Below are 23,889 nucleotides of genomic sequence, written 5' to 3' on the forward strand. Positions count from 1 at the left end.
CGTACCGAACGCTGTCGAACGACTGGGGCGGTCGTGAGCCGGATGGCACCCGCCCTTTCCTACCGGAACGTAGGAGAGGGCGCAAGCACTTGTGTCCGTGTTTCGCAGGCCTTCATCTACAGGTCTTTCAGGATCCGGCGCAGCCGGTTGGTCGCGCGGAACTGGAGCTGTTTGACCGCCCCGTCCGTGCGGTCCATCGCGATCGCGGTCTCGTTGATCGACAGCCCGGTGAAGAACCTGAGCAACAAGCACTCGCGCTGGTCCTCGGGCAGCCGGTCGAGCGCGGTGCGCAGCGACGCCTCGCTGACGGACGCGAGCGCGGCCTGCTCGGGACCGATCGCGTCGTCGACCTGCGGGTCCACTTCGTCGGTGACGATCGCGAGCCGGCTCCAGCCGGAGCGGTGATGGTCGATCACCACGTTCCGGGCGATGGTCACCAGCCAGGCCGCGAAGTTGAGCTGTGCCCGCGGCCGCCGGGCGATCGCGCGGAACGCCCGCAGGAACGTCTCGCTGGTCAGGTCCTCGGCCGCGCTCCGCGACGAGGTCTTGCTGTAGGTGTAGCGGTAGATCGACGGCAGGTACCGGTCGTAGAGGCGGCCGAAGGCGGCACCGTCACCCGCTTGCGCGAGCCGGATCAGTGCGTCCTCGTCGTCCTCGTCGGCGACGTCGATGTGGATGGCGGCGGTGGGTACGGACGTCTGTATGGACATGTGTCGGTTACGCACCGCCCGGTGCGAAATGGTCGATGTGCATGCGCTTCCCAAGCCCCGTTCTCAGTCAGCTACGCCGTGAACATCACGAAAAGGTTACCGAAGGTTGCGCACCGTGTCACCACCTTCCCGAGGATTGGTCGCCGCGGGCGCGGTGCAAGATGGGGCCATGGATCTGTCTCTCGCCACGTCGTACGACGCCTCTCCGGAGGAGGTCTTCGCGATGATCACCGACGTCACGTTCCAGGAGCAGGTGTTCCAGCGGCTGCGCGCGCAGTCGTACGACGTGGTGGTGGGCGACGACGGCGACGACCTCGCGGTCCAGGTGCACTGGCAGACACCGCTGACCGACGTACCGGTCGTCGCGCGCAGGTTCGTCGGCCACACGCTGGAGCTCGCGCAGTCGAAGAAGTGGCATCGTCCCGATGTGGACGGAGCGCGCCTGGCGGACGTCGACGGCGAGCTGGCCGGCGTACCGGTCCGGCTGTCCGGCACGACCCGCATCGTGCCGCAGGGCCGCGGCACCTTGCAGGCCTTCGACTTGCACGTGACCGCGTCGGTCCCGGTCGTCGGCAGCCGCCTCGAGCAGCTGGTCGCCGACGCGGTCCGTACCCGCCTCGAGTACAAGTTCGAGGTCGCGTCGTCCTGGCTGTCCGGCGCACTCTGAGTCAGGCGCCGGTCCAGTTCGAGCCGGTGATGGCCGTGCGCAACAGTTGCGCCGCGGCGCTGAGGTCGGTGTCGGCGTTCCAGAGCAAGGAGAGGGTACGGCGGCACGCCGGGTGGTCGACGGGGATGGTGGCGACCGGGTACTCGGGGACCATGCGGCGCGCGAAGTCCGGGTTGAAGCCGATGCCGAGACCTGAGCGGATCAGCTCCTGAATGGCCGCGGCCTCGTCGCTCTCGCAGACGATGCGCGGTGTCCGGCCGGTCTCCGCGAACAGCCGGTCCAGCAGCGTTCGTTGCCATTGGCCCTTGCGGGCGATCACGAACGGTTCGTCGGCGAGGTCGTCGACGGAGACCGACGTACGTCGTGCGAACGAGTGGTCGAGGGGCGTCGCCACCAGGACGGGTTCGTCGAGCAGGACGGCTGACTCCAGGCCGGCGAGTGGAACGGGCTGGGACGCGACGCAGAGATCGACGTCTTGAGCGCGCAGTCGGCGCGGCATGTCGGTTGCCGGGAGTTGGCGGAGCTCGATCTCTATGCGCGGGTGCTCGCGTTTGAATGCGGCAATCGGTTCGGTGAGGGCGAGGAAGGTCTCTGCGGCGAGCCGGACGCTGCCTGATCCTTGTGCGGTCGCTTCGGCGACGGCGCGACGGCCCGCGTCGAGTTCGCCGAGGGCGCGTTCGACGTACGCGCGAAACAGGACGCCGGCCGGGTTCAGCCGGAGGCGGTTGGTGCGGTCGAACAGCGGCGTACCGAGTTCGCTCTCCAGGCGCGCGATCGTACGGCTCAGCGACGGCTGCGCGACGTGCAGCTCGTCGGCCGCGCGGCTGAGGTGTTCGAGCCGTGCGACGACGACGAACTGGCGGAGCATGGTCAGGTCCATCATGACCCTTCGGTTATAGCGTGATAGCGATATTGGTCTTGGACGCTTATAACTATCGGATCATAGTGTCGCTCGCATGGTCAGTGGTTGGGTTCTGCGGGTCGTCGTCGGCGCGCATCTGGTGGCGATCGTCGGTCAGCCGGTGTTCGCGGGGGTCTATCTGAGCGGCGACTTCGACGGGCTGCGCATGCATGCGCTCGGCGCGGATGTCACCACGTCGATCGGCTATCTGCAGGTGATCGCGGCGGTCGCGGTGTGGGTGCGCCTGCGGCAGGTCCGGCCGTTCGTGATGTCGCTGGGCGTCGTGGTGGCCGAGACCGTGCAGTACTTCGCGGGGCTCGACGGGGCGCTGTGGTTGCACATCCCGCTTGGGGTGCTGACGGTTGCGGCCGTGGTCGTGTCGTTCGTCGCTCTGTGGCGGGAGCCGCTCGTGCGGCGGGAGGTCGAGCATGCGTGAGCAGATCAGCCGGCGCCGAATGCTGGGGATCGGCGGAGCACTCGGACTGGTCGCCGCAGGCGGGTTGACGAGCGCGGCCGCGTTGTCGCGCCGTCCGGCGATGACGGGAGCCGAGTTGCGGAGCGCCGTACCGTTGCCGCCGGCGTACCAGGTGCCGTTGCCGATCCCGTGGGTGCTGTCCGGAGCGGAACGGTACGAGCTCGTGCAGCGGGAGGTGACGGCGGAGCTCCTGCCCGGCGTGCCGACGCGGTTGTGGACGTACGACGGAACGTTCCCCGGGCCGACCATCGAGTCGCGGCGGGGCCGGGCGATCACGGTTGCCCACCGCAACGAGTTGCCGGTGCCGACCGTGGCGCACCTGCACGGCGGACGGACGCCAGCCGCGTCCGACGGCTATCCGACGGATCTCGTGCTGCCGGCCGGGTGGGGGCATCGCGGGCACGGGATGCACGATCCGCGGGCGGTCACGAGCGAGCTCACCCGGGAGTACACGTATCCGCTCGACCAGCGGCCGACGTTGCTCTGGTACCACGATCACCGGATGGACTTCACCGCGCCGGCGATCTGGCGCGGCCTCGCCGGGATGCACATCGTCCGCGACGACGTCGAGGAGTCACTCGGCCTGCCGTCGGGTGCGCGCGAGCTGCCGCTGCTGATCGCCGACCGTGCGTTCGCGGCCGACGGGTCGTTGGCGTACCCCTCGATCGATCCGGCGCTGACAGCCACGCCGGGTGTCCAGGACCCTTATATTGCTGGCGTTCTAGGCGATGTCGTCCTGGTGAACGGTGCGCCGTGGCCGGTGCACGTGGTCGACGCCGTGCGGTACCGGCTGCGCATCCTGAACGCGTCGAACGCGCGGCACTACGATCTCGAGGCGGTCCTCGACGACGGACGCCGCCTCGACCTCGTCCAGATCGGCGCCGACCAAGGCCTGCTCCACACACCGGTCACGCACCGGAACCTGCCGATCGCCCCGGCCGAGCGGTACGACGTGATTCTCGACTTCGGGCAGGCGCCGGTGGGGAGCCGGGTGCGGATCGTGAACCGGTTGGGCTCCGGGCGGACGCGGGACGTGATGGCGTTCGACGTCGTACGGAAGGCGGCTGACCTGAGCCGGGTCCCGGAGGTGCTGTCCGACGATCTGCCGCGGTGGCAGCGGTCGGAGGCGGTGCGCGTGCGGGACTTTGCGTTCGGGGCCGGCCGAATGGGGCACGGGCATGGGTGGTTGATCGGCGGGCGGCCGTTCGCGCCGGACCGGACCGACGTGACCGCACGCCTGGGGGACGTGGAGATCTGGCGGCTGGTGGCCGACGTCCATCATCCGATCCACGTGCACCTGGTCGGGTTCCGGGTGCTGTCGCGCGGCGGCCGGGATCCGCTGCCGCACGACGCCGGGCTCAAGGACACCGTGTCGTTGCGGCCGGGGGAGTCCGCCGAGATCATCACCCGCTTCGACGGCTACCGCGGGCGGTATCTCTTCCACTGCCACAACGCCGAGCACGAGGACATGGGCATGATGGCCAACTTCGAGATCACCTAGCTATTCGCGCCAGCCGCTCAGCTCGACGGACTTGCCGGTGTCGACCCGGAAGGCGAGTCTGACCACGGACTCGGCACCGGGTTCGAGGTCGAGTTTCCAGGTGACGACGCCGAGGTCGGTGGTCTCGGCCGGCTCGGGTTCGGCGGTGAGCGGCTTCACCGTGATCTCGTGGTCGCGGGCCACCGGGTACTGGTCGAGGACCGTGATGCGCGCCTTGCGCGGCGTGTGGTTCTCGACCTTCGTCTCGTACTCGACCTGCCGGCGGCGTGTCGAGCCGAGCGTGGCCTTCGAGGCGTCCCGCCGTACCAGCTTGCGCTCGACCCGGACGCGGTCGTCGAGCCCGAGCGCGAGCTCGACGTCCTCGCCCGGCGCCCAGACCGGCAGCGCGGCCGAGCCGACGAAGTCCGCCTCGTGGAAGATCGCGGCCTTCCCGGCCGGCAGGGTGTGCGCGGACGAGTTCACGACGGTCGCCCGCAGTTGCACGTCGGTCGAGCGGACCGGAGCCGTGATGTAGTCGAGTTCGGCGTCGAGGTCGATCGCGGCGATGGTCGCGCGGTGCGTCGTACCGTCGCCGGGAACGGCGACCGGGCGCGGCGGGGTGTAGCTCGCTGCGGTCACGCCCTGCTCGATCGTCGCCTTGGCGACGGCGAGGTCCGCGGCGCCGAACTCCGGCGCGGCCGACTGGAGTTGCTCGGTGAATCCGGCGCCGCGGCTGAGTGGGACGGCGGCCGGCGCGGGCGGCATCGGGGGACGGCGGCGATCGAGGAACCACGGGTCGAGTTCCGGCACCTTCGCGGACACCGTCGGGCGTGCCGTCGACAACGTCAGGTCGCACTCCGGCCAGTCCTCGCCGGTCTGCTGCGTGATCAGGCCGTACCAGTTCAGTGTCAGCCGGTCGCCGTTGAGCCGGACGTCGTACGAGCTCGCCCAGCCGGCGGCGGGTACGACGTACGACAGCTCGATCTCCACCTCCGCCTCGGACTCCAGCTCGAGCGCGACTGCGGCAGAGCGACGGTCCGGCTTGCGCTGCTCCTTCAGCGCGGCGAGCCGACGGCCGACGGCGGCGAGCCGCTCCTCGACCTCGCGACGCTGGGCAGCCAGCTCCCGGCGCGTCGACCGTACGGCGGCCAACCGCTGCGCGAGCGACTCGGTGAACCCGGTGAGCTCGGTGTTGGACTCACCCGTCGCAAGCGTGCGCGCGAAGCTGCCGCCGGCGCGCCGCGCGAGCTGTCCCAGGAACGTGTCGAGCTGCGCCTGCACGTCGTCCGCGTCGGCCAGCGCCGCCACCTCGTCCTGGGCCTCGAGCCGCCGCCGCTCGAGGTCGGCGACGGTCTCGTCCGGTGCCTGCGGGTGGTGCCGCATGACCAGGTCGACGCCCAGCACGGTCGCCGGGCCGCGCCCCGACACCCGCACGCTGTCGTTCTCCAGCGCCAGGGGCAGCGGCTCGACGTACACGGTCTGATCCCCGCCGGGCACCGTGACCGTCCCACGCCGCGTGATCCGCGCACGGTCCGGGTACACGGTCACGGCGACGATGGGCGCATCCACCAGGAGTTCAGTCATGCGTCGACAGTAGCCGCCGATCAGGGCTGCGTACTGGTCTGCAGCTTGTACTTCGGCACGGTCACGCGGACCCGCGCGGCCGTGGTGTCCGCCGGTACGTCGATCGCGCCGCGCGACACCCACTCGGTGATGTTGCCGACCATCGCGGTGACGGCCTGCTGCGAGGTGGCGTCCGGTGCGGGAACCGCCCAGTTCGACGGGCAGCGCCGGACCAGGTAGCAGCCGTACGCGAACGTGGAGCCGTTCAGCACCCGGGCGCCCGAGGGCGCCGTGTACGTCGTGATGTCCATCGGCGCGGGGCGGCCGTTGGAGCGGCAGGCACCGGTCCCGCTGGCGACCGTCGTCTGGCCCGGGTGCTTGTAGAGACCCGGCCACACGTAGTCGACCTCGCCGGCGATGAACCCGGGCAGCTTCGTACCGTTGGGGACACCAGCAAAGATCCAGCTCGTCCCGGTGGTCAGCGTGTTGCCCTGCACCGGGCAGATGTACTCCGCCCCGAGCAGCGGCTGCGACGCGTACGCGTCACCGTCGTACCGCCAGGTCGTGGAGGTGTAGCCGGCGGTGTACCGGTCGATGTCCCAGGCCCGCCGGCTGTCGTCGGTGAAGACGATCTTGCGGTACGCCGTGTTCGCGCCGAGGTTGGCGACGTTCACACCGCCGGCGATCGCCTGGCTGAGGGCGGAGCGCATCCGCGGCGAGAAGTACTCGTCGTGGCCCGGCAGGAAGATCGTGCCGGCCCGCGACTTCAGCTGGCCGCCGTACTCGTCGAGGTCGTTGTTGGTCCAGTAGGTGACGTCCAGGCCCTTCGACTCGGCCCAGAACACCAGCCCCTGCTCGAGCGTGAGGAACTGGCCGGAGCCCTGGCCCTCGTTGTACGGGCGGTCGAAGGACAGGCGGCCGGAGCCGGTCTCGAGCCCCGAGTAGAAGCTGACACCGCCGTAGCTGTTGTAGGCCTGCCAGGTCGTGGTGGCCTGCTGGATCAGCAGGGCGTGCTTGGTGCCGGTGTCGTCCCGGACCGTGAGCGGGGCGTACGTCGCGGTGGTGCCGTCGCTGACCTTGATCAGGTACGTGCCGGGGATCCAGTCCTTGTCGACCGGGATGCTGAGCGTCTTCGTCCAGTGCGCGGCGGTCGTCATCCGCAGCGGCTTGCCGTCGGCCGACGTACCGCCGGTGGTCGGCTTGTCCTGGACGACGGTCGGCACGTTGTCCTGGCGCCACACCTCGCGGCCGCCGAGGCCGGCGTAGTACCCCATGCGGTACGCGACGACGCTGACCGGGTTGCCGGAGCTGACCTTCAGGTCGATGGTGTCGCCACAGGCCGCCGAGACCTCGGTCAAGTAAGCGGCGATGGAGCCGGTCGCGGTCTGCGGGATGACCCAGTCGCCGGTGCCGGCCTTCGCGTTCTCGGCGGTCGTCGTCGGCCACGCGGTGGGGCAGCCCGCGGGGATCGCACCGAAGGCGGTCTCCTCGACAGGCGGCATCTCGCCGGGCGGCGCGATGAACGGGACGTTGGCGGAGCCCGAGCTGAGTACGGCGCCGGTCGCACTCGTCGCGGAAACGGTCAGTGGCATGATGCCGCCGTACTTCGAGAGCTTGACGCCGTTGACCGGGATCGCGAGACGTGCGCCGGCGGCGACGTTGAGTGGTGCTTTGGGCTTCCAGGTCACGTAGCCGGCGCTGACGGCGAGGGTGCCGTTGACGGTGGTGTAGGCGCCGGTCGCGCCGGTCGGCAGCTGCATCCGGACCGCGGCGAGGGTGCCTGCGGTGGTGACGGTGGTCTGGTACGTCAGGCTCGTCGTCTGCCCGGGGATCGGGTTGGTCGCCCGCACCGCGACGGCGGCGGTGTAGGTCTTCAGCGGCTGCAGTACGCCGGCGCCGGACGTGATGACCTGGCCCGCCGTACCGATCGACTTGAACCCGAGCGTCCACGGGCCGCCGGCCGGGAGCTTCAGGCCGTACAGCGGGATCGCGAGGCGCGCGCCGACGGCGACGGTGGTGACGCGGGACGGACGCCAGCGCAGTACGGTCCGCGTCACCGAGCTGACGGTGCCGTTGGCCGAGGTGACGCGGCCGGTGGTGCCGGCCGGGATCGCCATCGTGACCTCGCGGATGGTGCCGGCCTTGAGGACGGTCGCGCGGTAGGTCAACGTCGTCGTCCCGTTCGACGCCTGCGTCGCGGTGATCGACACGTTGGCCGCGGCCGCGTCGGCGGCACGGTTGACGAACACCACGGCGGCAACGGCAACGAGCAAGGCAACAGCCGAGGCGAGCAGCCTTCGGAGCATAGGTGGTCCCCCCACGAATACGACGAATGAATCCCCCGGCGGAAGAGTAGGCAACGATTCCTCTCTTCCGCCAATTCGTTGCCAATCAGCAACCAATTCGGCCCAGACCACAACCGAGCGTGCCGAACCAACTCCGGACCGCACCGGAAATGAGGGGTTAGGGGACCTACTTCGGAGGTGTTCGGAGGGGTGGTGGTGAGGGAGGGGAGGTGATGGAGAGGGGAGGTGGTAGGCCCGCGGGTGCTGCGCGGGTGCTCCTCGTCGCTTCGCTCCTCGACGCGCCCGGTTCGCGCGCTCCCACCCGCCCCGGCTTAGCGCCGGTCTTTTGCTGCAGGCTGCCGCCGGCGAGTTGCGGGCTGCCGCCCGCCGCGTGCTCGCTGACGCTCGCGTGCGATGACCCGGGCCGAGGTCCAGCACCGTGCTCCTGTGGTGACGGCGCTCGGCGTGGGTGACGGCCCAAGGTTCAGTGCTGAGCTTCCTGTGGTGACGGCGCTCGGCGTGGGTGACGGCCCAAGGTTCAGTGCTGAGCTTCCTGTGGTGACGGCGCCCGGCGTGCGTGACGGCCCAAGATTCAGTACCGACCTTCCTGTGGTGACGGCGCCCGGCGTGCGTGACGGCCCAAGATTCAGTACCGACCTTCCTGTGGTGACGGCGCCGGGCTGGGCTTCAGCCTTGAGCGGCGTGATGGCGGCGTCCGGCGCCGCGGCCTGGACTTCAGGCCGGAGCTCCTCGGTGATGGCGGCGCCCGGCTGTGCGACGGGCCTGGGCGTCAGCACCGGGCTCGCCGAGGTGCCGGTGTCGCCCTGGGTGGTGGCTGCGATTGGGCGCCGTGCTGCGGTGATGCCGTCGGTCAGGGTGATGGGCTGAGGTCGGGTGCCGAGCTCGCGGTGATGACGGCGCCGGGTTAGCCATCGGCTCGAGCGATCCTGCTGGGGCGCGCAGCTGCGCCACGGCCTGTGCTCCAGTCCCGAGCTGCCGTGATCGCGCCACCTGGCCTCCGGGACGAGCTGAGGTGCAGCTTCGTGCTGGGCTGTAACGACCCGGCTCGAACGCCAGGTCCAACGGACGACCCTGCCGGCACTGCAGTGAGTTGCCTGCCGACGGCGAACCACCCGGCGGAGGTAACACCCTCGATCGCTAGTTGCTCGCAGCACCTATTGCTCCGATCGCTGATCGTCTTACAGCAAAGACGCACCACCTGAACGCCGATTTTTCTCTTGTGGATAAGGGAAAATGGTCGCCATCCGATTTGGCGAACCCGGCAGCGTCAGATAGAATCGAACACATGTTCGAGCAAGACCTGACCGTGCTGCCGACCCGGGACCTCCTGGAGTCGGCCGTCGAGTTGCGCGCGCTGGCCAACCGGGCCGACGCGCGCATGCTCGAGCACGCGCAGGTCTACGCCGACCGCTTCCATCCCTCGATCTGCGGCACCCTAGTCCGTCCAGGCCGCCGTAGCTGCGACGGCCGGGAACGCGCGATCGTGCTGGGCGGGGAAGGCTGCCCGGAGATCGCGGAGTTCGCAGTGGCCGAGTTCGCGGTCGTGATCGGTGTCTCGCCCGGCGTCGGCCGCGACCTGATCGGCGACGCACTCGCACTGCGGCACCGCTTCCCACTGACCTGGAAAGCCATCCGCGACGGCGAAGCCACCCCCTGGAAGGCACGCCAGATCGTGCGGCACTGCGTCAAGCTGTCCCACGCCGCCGCGAGCTACGTCGACCGCCGCGTCGCCGCCGTGGTGGACACCGTGTCGTTCTACCGGCTCGAAAAGATCGTCCGCGCCGCCAAACTCCACGCCGACCCACCGCTGGCCGCGGACGAGGCCGCCGAAGCCGCCGCCGACCGCGGCGTGTTCGTCGGCCGCGGCGACCGCCACGGCAACAAAACCCTCTACATCAAGGCACCCGCCGCCGCGATCAACCGCTGCAACGCACGCATCGCCACCATCGCCGACGCCCTCAAAACCCTCGGCGACACCCGCCCCGTCCAACACCGCCGCGCCGCCGCCATCGAAATCCTCCCCGACCCCCGCTTCACCGAAGAACTCCTCGCCCAAACCCACACCGCCACCAACCCCCAACCACCAACCCACACCACCCGCGAACACCCGCACAACAGCCCGCCCGCCTCCGAACCCGACGCCACGCCGCACCCGCCCACACCCCCAGCCGACGCGACAGCACACCCGCCCACACACCCGCCCACACACCCGCCCACACACCCGCCCACACACCCGCCCACAGCCCCGGCCGACCGTTTCGACCGGGAGACGCAGACCGGGACGGGCACGCAGCCTGGGCCGGACCACGGGGCTGGCCTGGATGCGCCGGCCAGGTCGAACGGACAGGCTGGGTTCGGTGTGCAGGCTCGACTGGACGGACGGGCAGGCCTGAATGTTCGCGCCGGGCTGGACGGTCAGGCGGGACCGGACGCGCCGCCTCGGCTGAACACGCGGGTTGGGAGGGACGGGCAGGGCGGTCAGGGCGGTCAGGCTCGGCCAGAAAGCCGGGCCGGGCTGGATGCGCGAGATGCGCGCGATGTGCGGGATGTGCGGGATGTGCGGGACGGGCAGGGTGGGCAGACTCGGCCGGACAGCTTGCCCGGGCTGGATGCGTGCACTGGGGCGGATGTCGAGGCCGGACTGGACAGGCAGATGGGAGCTGATCCCACAGTCGTTCAGGACGACAGATCTGGCGACGACAAGCGACGCATGTGTGCCGAGGATCTGTTGGAACCGCCAGGACCAGCAGAGGATCCGTGGCTGGAAGCCGCCGGACCGGTTGATCCCGAACCGGCGACCGACCCGTTCGACAGCCGCCCGGGCCCCAGCCTGCCGGACGCACAGACCGACGCTGACGCCTGCCCGATGGACGCCGCCGCACTGCGGGCACTCAACGCCCGACTCGCGCAAATCAAACACGACGCCTACGCCAACCCCCAGCACCTCTGTAGCCACGATCCTCGAGGCCTCGAAACCGCAGGGCACACAACTGAACCGCCCTGCAGCCACGGCCACGGCAACTCGACGGCCTCACCTAGCCCAACAGGTGTTAGTGATCCGCTTGGCCCGCCTGGCCCGCCCAGCTCGACCGGCCCGACTGGTGGGGTTGATCCGGCGTGCCTGACTGATCCGGCTGGTTCAGGCTCGGCCAGCTCGGCCAGCTCGGTCGGCTCGGACGATTCGGCTGGATCGGATGGCGCCGTAGCTCCCGCGGGCGCCAGCGCTCGTGCGGGTGGAGGCACGGGCGGTCAGACAGGTGGCCGGGCGGATGATCGGGCGGGTGGTCGTTCGGGTGGTGGTGCGGGTGCCGCGGCGTCGGGAGGTCGTGTGGGTGGGCGTGGTGTGGGGCGGGTGCGGCCGGGGCAGACCGAGGTTGTCGTGCATCTGACCGACCACACGCTAGCCACCGGCAACGGAGTACTGCGCGCTGAAACCATCGGCCCACTCCTGGCTGCCCAGCTGGCCGAACTCATCGGACACGGGCCCTACACCGTCAAACCCGTCATCGACCTCAACGACGCCGTCAGCATCGACGCCTACGAAATCCCCACCCGCATCCGCGACCGCATCAAACTCACCCACCCAGTCGAACTCTTTCCCTACGGCAACCGCGAAACCACCAACACCATCGACCTCGACCACATCAAACCTTACGACCCCCACGGACCCACCGGACAAACCTCCACCACCAACCTCGCACCCCTCGGCCGCTACGGCCATCGAGTCAAAACCCACGCCCACGGCTGGACCGTCCACCGCATCAACCACACCACCCTCGAATGGACCACACCCCACGGCTTCACCTTCCACGTCAACCCCACCGGCACCCACCGCGTCGATCCACGTCAGGCCGGCAAGTCGCCGCCACGCCTGATCTGAACGGCGACCAGCCGCTGCCCGAAGTCGCGAAGTGCCCGCCGTCGGTCCTGCGGCGGTCGATGAACCCGCGGTCGAGGCCGCTCACTGGACCACGTCAGCTCGACCAGGAACCCTAGGCGCCGGCAGTTGGCGTGGGTGGGTCCGGTGTGGTGGGTCCGGCGCCGTGTGGCCGCGTTGGGTTGCGCGACGTTGACGGCCAGGTTGCCCTGGCCGACGACGGGTCCGTCGCCGGCTCCGATCGGCGCCAGCGAGCCTGGGCTTCAGCGCCGAGCTCCCGGTGCTGGTGGCGGAGGGCTGTGCGACGGGCTGGGCTTCAGCGCCGAGCTGCCGGTGGTGGTGGTGGCGGGCTGCGCCAGCGAGCCCTGGGCTCCAGCGCCGAGCTCTCAGTGATGGTGGCGTCGGGCTGGGCGTCAGTGCCGAGGTCTCGGTGGTGGGGCGTCGGGTGCGCCAGGGGTTGGGTTCGGCGCCGAGCTCCCAATGGTGACGGCGGAGGGCTGTGCGACGGGGTTGGGCTTCGGTGCCGAGCTGCCGCCGATGGTGGCGCCGGGCTGTCTGACGGGGTGCATGGCACCAACCCCGTCGCCAGGACCCCCCGCCGCGGCCCTGTGGTTGGCGCCGTGGCCGGGGCCCTTTGGGTGGGGTCCCGGCCACGGTCGTTTTAGTGGTCGGCGTGCTTCTTGACTTCCTTTTCGAGTTTGTCCTTGGGGAGGCTGGAAGCGCCGGGGATGTCTGCGTTGGCGGCCTGTTGGGCCAACTGGTCGCGGGTCATGTCGCCGGGTTGTTCGCCCAGGTGCTTCTTGCGGCTGGCTGCGAAGGCTTCGCCTAGTTCGGACCGGCGCTCGTCGGAGAGGTTCGAGCGCATGCCGGGGAGGACCTTCGTCTCCTCCTCCTCGACGTGGTGCGACACGGCGTCCACGAGGTTCTGCAGGACGCGGTCGAAGTCCGACGACGTCGGGTCGGTGGCGGCGAGTTTCGCGAGGAGTTGGTCGGCCTCGATGTGTTCCTGCTGGCTGTGCGAGACCTCTTCCTTCTCGCCGGCCTCGGAGGCGGCGACCGGGTACACCTCGGCTTCTTCGGCGCGGCTGTGCGCGGTCAGCAGCGTCGTCAGCACCGGCAGCAGGGTCGGGCGCTTCTCCGGCTCGTCCTTCAACGCGTCGAACAGCCGCTCCACTTCGCGGTGGTCCTGCATGATCAGGTCGACGACATCCGTACTCATCCTTGCTCCCCTTCAGGCGATCCTGACTCGGTCGGCGGGTCGTGCTCGACCGCCGTTTTGATGCTGGCCAACGTCCGGTCGAGTTCCTCGTCGACGTTGGTGGTCTCGGTGGTGTGCACCCGCACGGTCAGCTTCGACGTACCGTCGGCGACGAAGTCCACGACGAGTTCGCCGCCGTACCGGTGTGGTCCGTCCATGCCCCAGCGCAGGACGCGGTCCTCGTCGAGGACGTCGATCCAGCCCTCGCGATGCCCGCCGCCCACTGTGACGTCGACGTCCTGGTGCACGGCTTGGTGCGGCCGCCGTGCCTCGGGGCCCTGGGCGGTGACCGGGATCTCCGCGGTCGGGTGCAGGGACGTCAGCCAGGGCACGTACTCGGGCAGGTGGTGGAGGTCGGACAGCCGCTCGAACAGGATGTTCGGGGCGACGTCGACCGTGGTCCAGGCTTCGTGCTCACCCATGGGAACGCTCCTTCCGGAGACGTAGTTCGGGCAGTACCTCGGTCCGGTAGAGGTTCATCATGTCCACGCTGTGCGGGCCGATGTTGGCGACGTACACCTCGTCGAAACCGGCCTCGACGTACGGCGCGAACGCCTCGACGTGGACGTCCGCCTTCGGCCCGCAGGCGACCGACTGCGCCGTCGACTCCTTGGTGACGAGTTGGCTGGCCTGCTCGAAGTGCCGCGGCGAGGGGAGTACCTGGGCCAGCTCGCCGGGGAGCCCGGAGTTGCCCCAGATCCGGTGCGCCTGCTCGACGCCTTCCTCCTCGGTCGGCGCGTAGCTGACCTTGAACCCGGCCTGCGCGGGCTTGTCGAGCCCGCCGTGGTCGCGGAACCGGCGCAGCAGCTCCTTGTCGGGCGACGTGGTCACGTACCCGTCCGCGATCCGCGCTGCGAGATCCGTTGCCTCCGGCCCGAATCCGGACATGTAGATCGGCAGCGGCTCCTTCGGGCGGGTGTAGATCCGCGCGGTGTCGACGGTGTAGTGCTTGCCGTGGTGGTTGACGAACCCGTCCTCGGTCCACAGCCGGCGCATGATCTCCACGGCTTCCTCGAGCATCTCCAGCCGGACGTCGGCCGTTGGCCAGACCGTCCCGAGGATGTGCTCGTTCAGCGCCTCACCGGAACCGACGCCGAGCCGGAACCGTCCGTTCAGCAGCACGGCGCTGGTCGCGGCCGCCTGCGCGATGATCACCGGATGGGTCCGTACCGTCGGGCACGTGACCGCGGTCGTCACCGGCAGTTCGCAGACCTGGGAGATCGCGCCGATCACCGACCAGACGAAGGCGCTCTGCCCCTGCTCGTCGTTCCAGGGGTGGAAGTGGTCGCTGATCCACAACCCGTCGAAGCCCGCCTCCTCGGCCATCCGGGCTTGTTCGATCAGCTCCGCCGGCGTGTACTCCTCGCTGGAGAGGAAGTATCCGATCTTCACGTGCTGCCTCCGATCAGTCGCTCACTACTGGTGCCTGTTGCCGCCCCGTGCATTCACGCCCTGTCACCGCCGGCCGCGGGCGAGACCGACCGTGACCGCGGCGGCGCCGGCGGCCAGCGCACCGATCAGGCCGCGGTGCCGGGCGGCCCACACCTGGTAGCTGCGCCCGGTCGACCGGTCGTCGAACGCACCGTGCGAGCCGTAGTCGCGGCTGCGGTCGTCGGCCGGTCCCCAGAGGTTGGCGGCCTGTTCGTTGGGCATGTCGGCCTGTTGTGCCTTGTAGCCGGTCCGCGCGAGGTAACGGTCGAGAAGTCCGGGCACGAACTTGTTCGCGATCAACGTCGCCACCGTCGGCGCGCCGATCCAGTACTCGCGGCGCCGCGGATGGTCGGCCGCGTAGACGATCGCGTCCGCCGCGACCTCGGGCTGGAAGATCGGTGGCACCGGCTGCGGGTGCTTGGGCAGCCGCGACAGCACCCAGGAGAACTGCGGGGTGTTGACCGCGGGCAGTTGCACCATCGTCGTGTGCACGTTCGCCTTGTCGTGCATCAGTTCGCAACGCAGCGAGTCGTGGAAGCCCTGGATCGCGTGCTTCGCCCCGCAGTACGCCGATTGCAGCGGAATCCCGCGATACGCGAGCGCCGAACCGACCTGCACGATCGTCCCGTGGTGCCGCGGCTTCATCCGGTCGAGCGCGGCGCGGGTGCCGTAGACGTACCCCAGGTAGGTCACCTCGGTGGTGCGCTTGAACTCGCTCGGCTCGATCTCCATGAACGGCGCGAAGACGGAGGTGAAGGCAACGTTCACCCAGACGTCGATCGGACCGAGTTCCCGCTCGATCCGTTCGGCGGCCGCCTCGACCTGCCCGTAGTCCGCGACGTCGACCGAGATCGCCAGCGGGGTCCCGCCGGCGTCGGTGACGTCGCGGACCGCGCCCTCCAGCCCGGACTCGCCCCGGGCCAGCAGGGCGACCTTGTCGCCGCGGCGTGCGAACGCGACCGCGCTGGCCCGTCCGATCCCGGCGCTGGCCCCGGTAACAACGACCACCCGTGCCACGTTCTCCTCCTCCGTCGGCCTCGACTTCCCGGTGACCACCGCGGGCGGCTCGAAACCTCGTTTGCGCCCGCCTGGCCGGGGTACCGCGCGAGCGGCCGCGATTCGGGAGGATCCAGATGACCACGACAGTCGGCGACTACGTACTCGAGCGCCTGCGGGACTGGGGCGTCGACCACGTCTTCGGGTACGCCGGGGACGGCATCAACGGGCTGCTCTCGGCCTGGCAGCGGGCCGGCAACGAGCCGCGGTTCGTGCAGGCCCGGCACGAGGAGATGTCCGCCTTCGAAGCCGTCGGGTACGCGAAGTTCACCGGCCGCGTCGGCGTCTGTACGGCGACCAGCGGCCCGGGCGCGATCCACCTGCTGAACGGGCTGTACGACGCCAAGCTCGACCACGTCCCGGTGGTGGCGATCGTCGGGCAGACCGCCCGCAGCGCGATGGGCGGCAGCTACCAGCAGGAGGTCGACCTGCACACGCTGTTCAAGGACGTCGCCTCCGAGTACTGCGAGACGGTGATGGTCGCGGAACAACTGCCGAACGTCCTCGACCGGGCGATCCGGATCGCGACGGCCCGCCGTACCGTGACCGCGCTGATCATCCCGTCGGACCTGCAGGAGCTGGAGTACACGCCGCCGTCGCACGCGTTCAAGATGGTGCCGTCGAGCACGGACCTGAGCTGGTCGGCGCCGGTTCCCCCGGCGGACCAGCTCAGCCGCGCGGCGGAGATCCTCAACGCGGGCGAACGGGTCGCGATCCTGGTCGGCCAGGGCGCGCGCGGCGCGGTCGACGAGCTGACCGAGCTCGCGGACCTCACCGGCGCCGGCGTCGCGAAAGCCCTGCTGGGCAAGGACGTGCTGTCCGACGAGCTGCCCTGGGTCACCGGTTCGATCGGGCTGCTCGGCACGCGGCCGTCGTACGAGCTGATGATGGACTGCGACACCTTGCTGATGGTGGGATCGAACTTCCCGTACACGCAGTTCCTGCCGGAGTTCGGGGCCGCGCGGGCGATCCAGATCGACCTCGACCCGACGATGATCGGCATGCGGTACCCGTTCGAGGTCAACCTCGTCGGCGACGCGGCCAAGACCCTGCGGGCGCTGATCCCGCTGGTACAGCGCAAGCAGGACAGGTCGTGGCGGTCGGGGGTCGAGGACAAGGTCGCGCGCTGGTGGGAAGTCATGGACCGGCGGGCGCACACCTCCGCGGACCCGATCAACCCGGAGCTGGTGTTCCACGAGCTGTCCGGACGGCTGCCGTCGGACGCGATCCTGGCGGCCGACTCCGGCTCGGCGGCGAACTGGTACGCGCGGCACCTCCGGTTCCGCGGCGACATGCGCGGCTCGCTGTCCGGGACGCTGGCGACGATGGGGCCCGGCGTGCCGTACGTGATCGGCGCCAAGTTCGGGCTGCCGGACCGGCCGGGGTTCGCGCTCGTCGGGGACGGCGCGATGCAGATGAACGGGCTCAACGAGCTGATCACGATCGCGAAGTACTGGCAGGACTGGGCGGACCCGCGGCTCGTGGTCGCCGTACTGCACAACAACGACCTCAACCAAGTGACGTGGGAACTGCGGGCGATGGGCGGGTCCCCGCAGTTCCTGCCCTCCCAGGAGCTGCCCGAGTTCCCGTACGCCGGTTACGCGAAGCTGCTCGGCCTGCACGGGGTGACGGCGGAGAAGCCCGAGGAGGTCGTGCCGGCCTGGGAGGAGGCCCTGCGGGCGGACCGTCCGTGTGTGGTCGAGTTCCGGACCGATCCCGCCGTACCGCCGATCCCGCCGCACGCGACCTGGGACCAGATCGAGAAGGCCCTGGGGTCGATCGTGCGCGGCGACAGCGATCGCGGCGCGATGATCAAGGAAGGCTTCAAGTCCAAGGTCCAGGAATTCCTGCCCGGCAAGGGCTGACCTACTGGACGCGCGGCCAGAAGCCGATCCGCACGGTCGCGTGATTGAACGTCCGCGGCATCTCACCCGCGAGCCGGGCACGGGTGGTGGGATCGACGTCGAGCTCGTACTTCGCGGCGATGTGGCTGACCGCGGTGCTCGTCGTGAGCAGTACGACGTTCTGCCCCGGGCATCCGGCCGGGCCTTCGCTGAACGGGATGATCGGCCACGCCCCGTCGCTGCGCCCGTCGAGCCAGACCTCCGGCTCGAAACGGTTCGCGAAGTCGAGTGCCTCGTCGTCGCGATGGAACACCGAACTCATGATCACGAACTCGGTGCCGGCCGGAGCGATCCGGCCACGCCACTCCGTGTCCTCACGCGCCTGGCGTAGTACGACGAGAGTGGTCGGCCAGAGGCGAACTGACTCCTGCATCGCCGCGCCGGCATGGGCGAGCAGGGGAGAGGCGTCCGGGTGCTCGGCCTCGGCGACGATCGGCGCGAGCAGGTTGCGGCGAGAGCCGAGGACCGCGAGCAGCCGCCAGAGCGCGATGCCCGCCGCGTCGAACGCGAACAGCCAGTGCGGCACCTGCCCGGCCGGGTCCAGCGCCTCGTTGCTCCGGTCGAGGGCCTCGACGAGGGTCCCGGGCTCGGCCTTGTCGACGTACTGCGCCAACGTCGTGAGGAACTCGCTGCGCACTTCGTCGTGGCTCGGGCCGAACTGCGCCCAGTTGGCGTCGGCGCGCAGCTGATCGAGTTGCGCCGTGAGCTCCACGTCGTCGCGGGCCGAGTCGCCGAGGACGATCCGCCGGACGATGCGCGACCACACGGCGCGGAAGTCCTCCCAACCGAGCGTCGCGTAGAGGCTGTCGAGTTCCTCCCGGATGAGCTCGACGAACCGGTGACCGTGGTGATGGACCGGGCTGTGCGTGTCAAGCGCTTGTTCGTTGAGCTCCCGGCGTCCGGCGCGCAGCGGCGGGTTGCTGACCAGGACCGCGTGCGGCTGGAAGTGCGTCAGCGCGCCGACCTTCTCACCGGACGCGGCGGCGAACGGCTCCGGCGTCTCGGCCAGCAACCGGTGGACGTCGTCGCCGGACAGGACGAGCCCCAAGGTGCGGCCCGGGACGCGGAACAGCACCGGCCCGTCGCCGTACTTGCGTCGCAGCCGGCGTACGCACCGCAGCGCTCGGTCGTCGGTGCGCAGCCGCTCGGCCGCGATGCCGAGCCGCGGCCTGCGCAGGATCGGTCCCTGGGCGAGCACCGGGACCAGGACGTCACTCAGGATCCGGCCGGTGTCCAGCGCGGAAGCGAACGGCAGAAGTGTCGGCATGACCGGCAGGTGTCCGCCCGGTGCGGGCCGAAAACCTGGGTTTGACCGGAAATCGGCGAGGGCACCGGTCAGGCCGCACGGGGATTCGACCCGCCGGGTGACTTCCCGGCTCAGCAAAGGGGAAAGGACCATGGAGTTCGTTCTGTGGATCATCGCGGCGATTCTGGTCATCGCCGGGATCGTGTCACTGTTCCGCGGCCAGCTGTTGTGGGGCGCGGCGCTGATCGTCATCGGGCTGCTGGTCGGTCCGGGCGGCGTCAGCATCTTCACCTGAGGCCCGACGTGACGAACACGGTGGCCCGCGCCGAACAGCATGCGCACATGCCGTCCGACGTGTCGGGCCGGCCGGGCTTCTTCGACCGGTTCGCCACCGCGGCGTCCGGCTTCGCGTCCAGGGCGTGGTTCTTCGCGCTCTGCGTGTTGCTGGTCGTCGTGTGGGCGCCGTCGTACTTCGTCATCGGCTCGCTCGACACCTGGCAGCTCATCATCAACACCGCGACCACGATCGTGACGTTCCTGATGGTGGCGCTGCTGCAGAACTCACAGACCCGGGCGGACGCCTCCGTACAGGACAAGCTGAACGCCGTCGCGGCGGCGCTGGCGGCCCTGATGGAGCAGCAGGCCGAGGACTCACCCGACCTGCGCGACGCCACCAAGGAACTCCGCCAGGCGGTCGGACTGGAGGACCGCGAGAAGAGCTCGTGAAGGAGACCGGATGAAGGCCTTGACCTGGCAGGGGAAACGGCAGGTCGGGTACGGCGACGTGCCGGACCCGCGGATCCAGGAACCGACGGACGCGATCGTCAAGGTGACGTCGACCGGGATCTGCGGTTCGGACCTCCATCTGTACGAGGTGATGGGCCCGTTCCTCGACGTCGGCGACGTCCTTGGTCACGAGGTGATCGGCGTCGTCGAGGAGACCGGTTCGGCGGTCGACGGCCTCCGGGCGGGGGACCGGGTCGTCGTACCGTTCCAGATCGCCTGCGGGTCGTGCTTCATGTGTACGCAGGGCCTCCAGACCCAGTGCGAGACGACGCAGGTCCGCGACCAGGGCATGGGCGCGGCACTGTTCGGCTACACCAAGCTGTACGGGCAGGTCCCGGGCGGCCAGGCCGAGTACCTGCGGGTGCCGCAGGCGCAGTACGGCCCGATCAAGGTCCCTGACGGACCGCCGGACGACCGGTTCGTCTACTTGTCCGACGTACTCCCGACGGCCTGGCAGGCGGTCGAGTACGCGGCGATCCCGGCCGGCGGCACCGTCGTCGTCCTCGGGCTCGGACCGATCGGCGACATGGCCTGCCGGATCGCGGTGCACCGGGGACACCGGGTGATCGGCGTCGACCTGGTGCCCGAACGGCTGGAGCGCGTGCAGGAGTACGGCGCCGAGGCGCGGATGTACTCCGACGACGTGGCCGAGCAGCTCCGCGACCTCACCGACGGCCGCGGGCCGGACGCGGTGATCGATGCCGTGGGCATGGAAGCGCACGGCTCTCCGGTGGCGCGCGTCGCCCAGCAGGCGACCGGATTGTTGCCGGACGCAATCCAGCGCGCGTTCATGCGGAAGGCCGGCGTCGATCGGACGGCCGCACTGCTGCTCGCCGTCGACGTCGTCCGGCGCGGCGGGACGGTCTCGCTGGTCGGCGTCTACGGAGGGATGGCGGACCCGCTGCCGATGCTGAGGATCTTCGACAAGCAGATCCAGTTGCGGATGGGCCAGGCCAACGTCCGGCGGTGGAGCGACCAGATCCTGCCGTTGCTCACCGACGAGGACCCGCTGCACGTCGACACCTTCGCCACTCATCACCTCCCGTTGTCGGAGGGCCCGGCGGCGTACGAGACGTTCCAGAAGAAGGCGGACGGCGCGGTGAAGGTGTTGCTGCGCCCATGAACCACGACGAGGCACCGGTCCTGGACGCCCTCGCGCAGTACCACCAGCGCGACTATGCCAACTTCTGCCCGCCCGGCCACAAGCAGGGCCGCGGCGCCGACGAGGCCGTCCGGCGGACGCTGGGCACCGACGTGTTCCGGTCCGATCTGCTCGCGACCGGCGGCATGGACGACCGGCTGAGCCGCGGCAAGGTTCTCGAACGCGCGCAGGACCTGATGGCCGACGCCGTCGCCGCCGAGCAGGCCTTCTTCTCGACGTGCGGCAGTTCGCTGTCGGTGAAGAGCGCCATGATGGCGGTCGCCGCGCCGGGCGACGAGATGCTGATCGGGCGCGACGCACACAAGTCGGTGATCGCGGGCCTCACGCTCACGGGGATCAAGCCGGTGTGGGTGCGGCCGCGCTGGGACGACGAGCTGCACCTCGCGCACCCGCCGTCGCCGGAGGCCTTCGAGGATGCGCTCGAAGCCCACCCGGACGCCGTCGGGGCGCTGGTCACGAGTCCGTCGCCGTACGGGACGTGCAGCGACCTCGAGGGCATCGCCGAGGTGTGCCACCGGCGCGGGAAGCCGGTGATCGTGGACGAGGCGTGGGGCGCGCACCTGCCGTTCCACGACGAGCTGCCGACCTGGGCGATGGACGCCGGCGCCGACGTCTGCGTGGTGTCGATCCACAAGATGGGCGCCGGTTTCGAGCAGGGCTCGGTGTTCCACCTGCAGGGCGACCTGGTCGACCCGGTCCGGCTGAAGCAGAGCGCCGACCTGCTCTCGACCACGAGCCCGAACGTCCTGTTCTACGCCGCGATGGACGGCTGGCGGCGGCAGATGGTGCTGCACGGCAAGGACCTGCTCGGCGGCGCGCTGCGGCTGGCGCGCTCGGTGCGGGCCGCGATCGACGCGCTGCCCGGGCTGAACGTGGTGGAGGACCAGCTGGTGGCGAAGGAGGCCTCGCACGACCTCGACCGGCTGCAGATCATGATCGACACCCTCGAGGCCGGGATCTCCGGCTATCAGGCGTCGGACTGGCTGCGCGCCGAGCGGGCGGTGAACGTCGGCCTGGCCGACCACCGGCGGATCGTTGCCCAGTTCACCTTTGCCGACGACGAGAAGTCGGCGGACCGGTTGCTGACGGCACTCGCCGACCTCACCCGGACGTCGCTGCCGGCGCCGCGGTCCGTCGTCCTGCCCGCGCCGCGGGAACTCGAGCTGGAGTCGGTGATGTCGCCGCGCGAGGCGTTCTTCGCCGCGCAGGAGACGGTGCCCGCCGACGAGGCGGCCGGCCGGATCGCGGCCGAGCAGCTGACGCCGTACCCGCCCGGGATCCCGGCGATCCTGCCCGGCGAGCTGATCACGGCGGGCGTCGTCGAGTACCTGCGCTCCGGCGTCGAGGCGACGATGGCGGTGCCCGACGCCGCCGACCAGTCGGTGCGGACGATCCGCGTCGTCCGGTCCGCGTGAGGCGTGTCCGGCAGCGATTCACGGGTACCGGCGAATCATGCGACTCGACGGACGCGTGATCTACCAGCTGGATCCGGCGACGTTCTTCGATGCCGACGGCGACGGGGTCGGTGACTTCGAGGGCGTGACGCGCAAGCTCGACCACGTCCGGGCGGTCGGGGCGGACACGGTGTGGCTGCAGCCGTTCTACGTGTCGCCGTACCTCGACGCCGGGTACGACGTGGTCGATCACCGCGACGTGTCCGCGCGCTTCGGGACGCTGGCGGACTTCGAGCAGCTCGTCGAGCGCTGTCACCAGCTCGAGCTCGCGGTCATGGTCGAACTCGTCGCCCAGCACACCTCGATCCACCACCCCTGGTTCCGCGCGGCCCGCAACGACCCGGACTCGCCGTACCGCGACTACTACGTCTGGGCCGCCGAGCCGCGGGACGATCCGGCCGTCGCCGAGCCGGTGTTCCCCGGCGCCGAGGACTCGATCTGGGCGTACGACGACCACGCCGGGAAGTATTACCGGCACGCGTTCTACCGGCACGAGCCGGACCTGGACGTCGGCCACCCCGCGGTCCGTGAGGAGATCTGCGGGACCATCCGGCACTGGCTGGATCACGGCGTGGATGGGTTCCGCGTGGACGCGGTCCCGTACATGGTCCGGCAGGCCGCGCTGACCGACGACCGCGACGACGGCTTCTGGTTCCTCACCGAGCTTGCGGCCGCCGCGAACGGAGCGCCGCTGATGGGAGAGGTCGACGCGCCACCGGACCAGTACGACGCGTACTTCGGGGACGCCGACCGCCTGCACGCGGTTCTGGACTTCTGGACGAACAACCTGCTGTTCCTCGCCTTGGCGCGGCGCGAGGCCGAGCCGCTGATCCGGGCACTGCGCGAGCAGCCGGAGCCGCCGGACGGCTGCACCTATGTGAACTGGCTGCGCAACCACGACGAGCTGGACCTCGAGCGACTCTCGGAGTCCGAGCGCGACGAGGTGATGACCGAGTTCGCGCCGGCCGCCGAGATGCGGGCGTTCGGCCGCGGCATCCGGCGCCGCCTGGCCCCGATGCTCGGCGACGTCCGCCGGACCGCCCTGGCGCACGCGATCGTCGAGTCGTTGCCGGGGGCACCGGTCGTGCGGTACGGCGAGGAGATCGGGATGGGGGAGGACCTGTCGCTGCCGGACCGGATGTCGGTACGCACGCCGATGCAGTGGTCGGCGGAACTCAACGGCGGCTTCAGCAAGGCTCCGCCCGGGGTGGTCGGGCCCGGTCCGATCCAGTCCGGGCCGTTCGCGTACACGCGGATCAACGTGGCCGACCAGGAGCTGCGCTCGGACTCGCTGCTCAGCCGGGTGTCGCAGCTGGTCCGCACCCGTCGCCAGCTGGGAGAGCTGCCGTCGTGCCGCAGCGAGCCGGTGGCGTTCGAGCACCCGAGCGTGTTCGGGGTGCTGCACCACCGCGCGGACGACTCGATCCTGATGCTGGCGAACCTGGCCGCCGACGAGGTGCGCTTCGGCCTGCCGTACGACGTCCGTGCCGACCTGCTCGCCGACAGCGAGTACGACCCGGCGACCAAGGACTCCCTGCGACTGGCGGGCCACGGGTACCGCTGGCTGCGCGTCCACGACCACACGAGGTGAACGATGACGAAGCTGTTCGACT

20 protein-coding genes are annotated in these 23,889 nt (G+C 70.1%); 11 read left to right on the plus strand and 9 right to left on the minus strand.

What is annotated here, in order from left to right; genetic code table 11:
• Positions 1–116: 116 nt before the first annotated feature.
• Entirely contained in the window at positions 117–710 is a 594-nt protein-coding gene (locus ABN611_RS29420; RefSeq protein WP_350275502.1) for a sigma-70 family RNA polymerase sigma factor, read from the minus strand.
• 169 nt (positions 711–879) lie between these two features.
• Between ABN611_RS29420 and ABN611_RS29425 the strand changes: the two genes are divergently transcribed.
• Positions 880–1,377, plus strand: coding sequence for a DUF2505 domain-containing protein (locus tag ABN611_RS29425; protein ID WP_350275503.1), 498 nt, complete (start codon positions 880–882; stop codon positions 1,375–1,377).
• A 1-nt stretch (position 1,378) separates the two neighbouring features.
• Here ABN611_RS29425 and ABN611_RS29430 read toward each other — a convergent pair whose 3' ends face one another.
• Positions 1,379–2,260, minus strand: a complete 882-nt coding sequence (locus ABN611_RS29430; protein ID WP_350275504.1) for a LysR substrate-binding domain-containing protein — start codon at positions 2,258–2,260, stop codon at positions 1,379–1,381.
• 73 nt (positions 2,261–2,333) lie between these two features.
• Between ABN611_RS29430 and ABN611_RS29435 the strand changes: the two genes are divergently transcribed.
• Both ABN611_RS29435 and ABN611_RS29440 read left to right on the plus strand, forming a co-directional pair.
• Positions 2,334–2,714 carry a hypothetical protein gene (locus tag ABN611_RS29435; RefSeq protein WP_350275505.1) on the plus strand — a complete coding sequence of 127 codons (381 nt, stop codon included), beginning with the start codon at positions 2,334–2,336 and terminating at the stop codon, positions 2,712–2,714.
• A complete protein-coding gene (locus ABN611_RS29440) occupies positions 2,707–4,254 on the plus strand; it encodes a multicopper oxidase family protein (RefSeq protein WP_350275506.1) in 1,548 nt (515 codons plus the stop codon). The genes ABN611_RS29435 and ABN611_RS29440 overlap by 8 nt, the downstream gene beginning before the upstream one ends.
• Here the strand turns inward: ABN611_RS29440 and ABN611_RS29445 are convergent, their stop codons facing one another.
• The gene (locus ABN611_RS29445; protein ID WP_350275507.1) at positions 4,255–5,817 is read right to left on the minus strand and encodes a DUF4139 domain-containing protein; all 1,563 of its coding nucleotides are present in this window, start codon (positions 5,815–5,817) and stop codon (positions 4,255–4,257) included.
• A gap of 20 nt (positions 5,818–5,837) precedes the next feature.
• Positions 5,838–8,102 carry a N,N-dimethylformamidase beta subunit family domain-containing protein gene (locus ABN611_RS29450; protein ID WP_350275508.1) on the minus strand — a complete coding sequence of 755 codons (2,265 nt, stop codon included), beginning with the start codon at positions 8,100–8,102 and terminating at the stop codon, positions 5,838–5,840.
• Between the two features lie 393 nt (positions 8,103–8,495).
• Here ABN611_RS29450 and ABN611_RS29455 point away from each other — a divergent pair, with 393 nt between their 5' ends.
• Together ABN611_RS29455 and ABN611_RS29460 are read left to right on the plus strand one after the other, a co-directional pair.
• A complete protein-coding gene (locus ABN611_RS29455; RefSeq protein WP_350275509.1) occupies positions 8,496–8,969 on the plus strand; it encodes a hypothetical protein in 474 nt (157 codons plus the stop codon).
• A 418-nt stretch (positions 8,970–9,387) separates the two neighbouring features.
• The gene (locus ABN611_RS29460; protein ID WP_350275510.1) at positions 9,388–11,982 is read left to right on the plus strand and encodes a hypothetical protein; all 2,595 of its coding nucleotides are present in this window, start codon (positions 9,388–9,390) and stop codon (positions 11,980–11,982) included.
• Between the two features lie 658 nt (positions 11,983–12,640).
• Here ABN611_RS29460 and ABN611_RS29465 read toward each other — a convergent pair.
• From ABN611_RS29465 to ABN611_RS29480, 4 genes are all read right to left on the minus strand, one after another.
• On the minus strand, positions 12,641–13,198 hold the full coding sequence (locus ABN611_RS29465; RefSeq protein ID WP_350275511.1) for a hemerythrin domain-containing protein: 558 nt from the start codon (positions 13,196–13,198) through the stop codon (positions 12,641–12,643).
• Complete coding sequence (locus tag ABN611_RS29470; protein ID WP_350275512.1) at positions 13,195–13,659, minus strand: SRPBCC family protein; 465 nt, start codon at positions 13,657–13,659, stop codon at positions 13,195–13,197. The genes ABN611_RS29465 and ABN611_RS29470 overlap by 4 nt, the downstream gene beginning before the upstream one ends.
• Positions 13,652–14,629, minus strand: coding sequence for a TIGR03557 family F420-dependent LLM class oxidoreductase (locus tag ABN611_RS29475; protein ID WP_350275513.1), 978 nt, complete (start codon positions 14,627–14,629; stop codon positions 13,652–13,654). Before ABN611_RS29475 ends, ABN611_RS29470 begins: the two co-directional genes overlap by 8 nt.
• A gap of 63 nt (positions 14,630–14,692) precedes the next feature.
• Positions 14,693–15,685, minus strand: coding sequence for an SDR family oxidoreductase (locus ABN611_RS29480; protein WP_350275514.1), 993 nt, complete (start codon positions 15,683–15,685; stop codon positions 14,693–14,695).
• A 116-nt stretch (positions 15,686–15,801) separates the two neighbouring features.
• Here ABN611_RS29480 and ABN611_RS29485 point away from each other — a divergent pair, with 116 nt between their 5' ends.
• On the plus strand, positions 15,802–17,589 hold the full coding sequence (locus ABN611_RS29485; RefSeq protein ID WP_350275515.1) for a thiamine pyrophosphate-requiring protein: 1,788 nt from the start codon (positions 15,802–15,804) through the stop codon (positions 17,587–17,589).
• A 1-nt stretch (position 17,590) separates the two neighbouring features.
• Here ABN611_RS29485 and ABN611_RS29490 read toward each other — a convergent pair whose 3' ends face one another.
• Positions 17,591–18,895 carry a cytochrome P450 gene (locus tag ABN611_RS29490; protein WP_350275516.1) on the minus strand — a complete coding sequence of 435 codons (1,305 nt, stop codon included), beginning with the start codon at positions 18,893–18,895 and terminating at the stop codon, positions 17,591–17,593.
• Between the two features lie 130 nt (positions 18,896–19,025).
• On the opposite strand from ABN611_RS29490, the gene ABN611_RS29495 reads away from it, so the two are divergent.
• The 5 genes from ABN611_RS29495 to ABN611_RS29515 are packed head-to-tail and all read left to right on the plus strand — an operon-like array spanning position 19,026 to position 23,867.
• Positions 19,026–19,169 carry a GPGG-motif small membrane protein gene (locus tag ABN611_RS29495; RefSeq protein WP_350275517.1) on the plus strand — a complete coding sequence of 48 codons (144 nt, stop codon included), beginning with the start codon at positions 19,026–19,028 and terminating at the stop codon, positions 19,167–19,169.
• 8 nt (positions 19,170–19,177) lie between these two features.
• Complete coding sequence (locus ABN611_RS29500; protein WP_350275518.1) at positions 19,178–19,600, plus strand: low affinity iron permease family protein; 423 nt, start codon at positions 19,178–19,180, stop codon at positions 19,598–19,600.
• A gap of 10 nt (positions 19,601–19,610) precedes the next feature.
• Complete coding sequence (locus tag ABN611_RS29505; protein WP_350275519.1) at positions 19,611–20,783, plus strand: alcohol dehydrogenase catalytic domain-containing protein; 1,173 nt, start codon at positions 19,611–19,613, stop codon at positions 20,781–20,783.
• Positions 20,780–22,237 carry an aminotransferase class I/II-fold pyridoxal phosphate-dependent enzyme gene (locus ABN611_RS29510; RefSeq protein ID WP_350275520.1) on the plus strand — a complete coding sequence of 486 codons (1,458 nt, stop codon included), beginning with the start codon at positions 20,780–20,782 and terminating at the stop codon, positions 22,235–22,237. Before ABN611_RS29505 ends, ABN611_RS29510 begins: the two co-directional genes overlap by 4 nt.
• 37 nt (positions 22,238–22,274) lie before the next feature.
• Entirely contained in the window at positions 22,275–23,867 is a 1,593-nt protein-coding gene (locus ABN611_RS29515) for an alpha-amylase family protein (RefSeq protein ID WP_350275521.1), read from the plus strand.
• The last annotated feature ends 22 nt before the right edge of the window (positions 23,868–23,889 follow it).

Origin of the sequence: Kribbella sp. HUAS MG21 (assembly GCF_040254265.1) — a bacterium.
Lineage (GTDB): Bacteria > Actinomycetota > Actinomycetes > Propionibacteriales > Kribbellaceae > Kribbella.

What these genes read in the sequence shown, in the direction of transcription:
- ABN611_RS29420 (WP_350275502.1), bottom strand. Translation starts at nt 710, where the DNA reads ATGTCCATACAGACGTCCGTACCCACCGCCGCCATCCACATCGACGTC.
- ABN611_RS29425 (WP_350275503.1), top strand. Translation starts at nt 880, where the DNA reads ATGGATCTGTCTCTCGCCACGTCGTACGACGCCTCTCCGGAGGAGGTC.
- ABN611_RS29430 (WP_350275504.1), bottom strand. Translation starts at nt 2,260, where the DNA reads ATGATGGACCTGACCATGCTCCGCCAGTTCGTCGTCGTCGCACGGCTC.
- ABN611_RS29435 (WP_350275505.1), top strand. Translation starts at nt 2,334, where the DNA reads ATGGTCAGTGGTTGGGTTCTGCGGGTCGTCGTCGGCGCGCATCTGGTG.
- ABN611_RS29440 (WP_350275506.1), top strand. Translation starts at nt 2,707, where the DNA reads ATGCGTGAGCAGATCAGCCGGCGCCGAATGCTGGGGATCGGCGGAGCA.
- ABN611_RS29445 (WP_350275507.1), bottom strand. Translation starts at nt 5,817, where the DNA reads ATGACTGAACTCCTGGTGGATGCGCCCATCGTCGCCGTGACCGTGTAC.
- ABN611_RS29450 (WP_350275508.1), bottom strand. Translation starts at nt 8,102, where the DNA reads ATGCTCCGAAGGCTGCTCGCCTCGGCTGTTGCCTTGCTCGTTGCCGTT.
- ABN611_RS29455 (WP_350275509.1), top strand. Translation starts at nt 8,496, where the DNA reads ATGACCCGGGCCGAGGTCCAGCACCGTGCTCCTGTGGTGACGGCGCTC.
- ABN611_RS29460 (WP_350275510.1), top strand. Translation starts at nt 9,388, where the DNA reads ATGTTCGAGCAAGACCTGACCGTGCTGCCGACCCGGGACCTCCTGGAG.
- ABN611_RS29465 (WP_350275511.1), bottom strand. Translation starts at nt 13,198, where the DNA reads ATGAGTACGGATGTCGTCGACCTGATCATGCAGGACCACCGCGAAGTG.
- ABN611_RS29470 (WP_350275512.1), bottom strand. Translation starts at nt 13,659, where the DNA reads ATGGGTGAGCACGAAGCCTGGACCACGGTCGACGTCGCCCCGAACATC.
- ABN611_RS29485 (WP_350275515.1), top strand. Translation starts at nt 15,802, where the DNA reads ATGACCACGACAGTCGGCGACTACGTACTCGAGCGCCTGCGGGACTGG.
- ABN611_RS29490 (WP_350275516.1), bottom strand. Translation starts at nt 18,895, where the DNA reads ATGCCGACACTTCTGCCGTTCGCTTCCGCGCTGGACACCGGCCGGATC.
- ABN611_RS29495 (WP_350275517.1), top strand. Translation starts at nt 19,026, where the DNA reads ATGGAGTTCGTTCTGTGGATCATCGCGGCGATTCTGGTCATCGCCGGG.
- ABN611_RS29505 (WP_350275519.1), top strand. Translation starts at nt 19,611, where the DNA reads ATGAAGGCCTTGACCTGGCAGGGGAAACGGCAGGTCGGGTACGGCGAC.
- ABN611_RS29510 (WP_350275520.1), top strand. Translation starts at nt 20,780, where the DNA reads ATGAACCACGACGAGGCACCGGTCCTGGACGCCCTCGCGCAGTACCAC.
- ABN611_RS29515 (WP_350275521.1), top strand. Translation starts at nt 22,275, where the DNA reads ATGCGACTCGACGGACGCGTGATCTACCAGCTGGATCCGGCGACGTTC.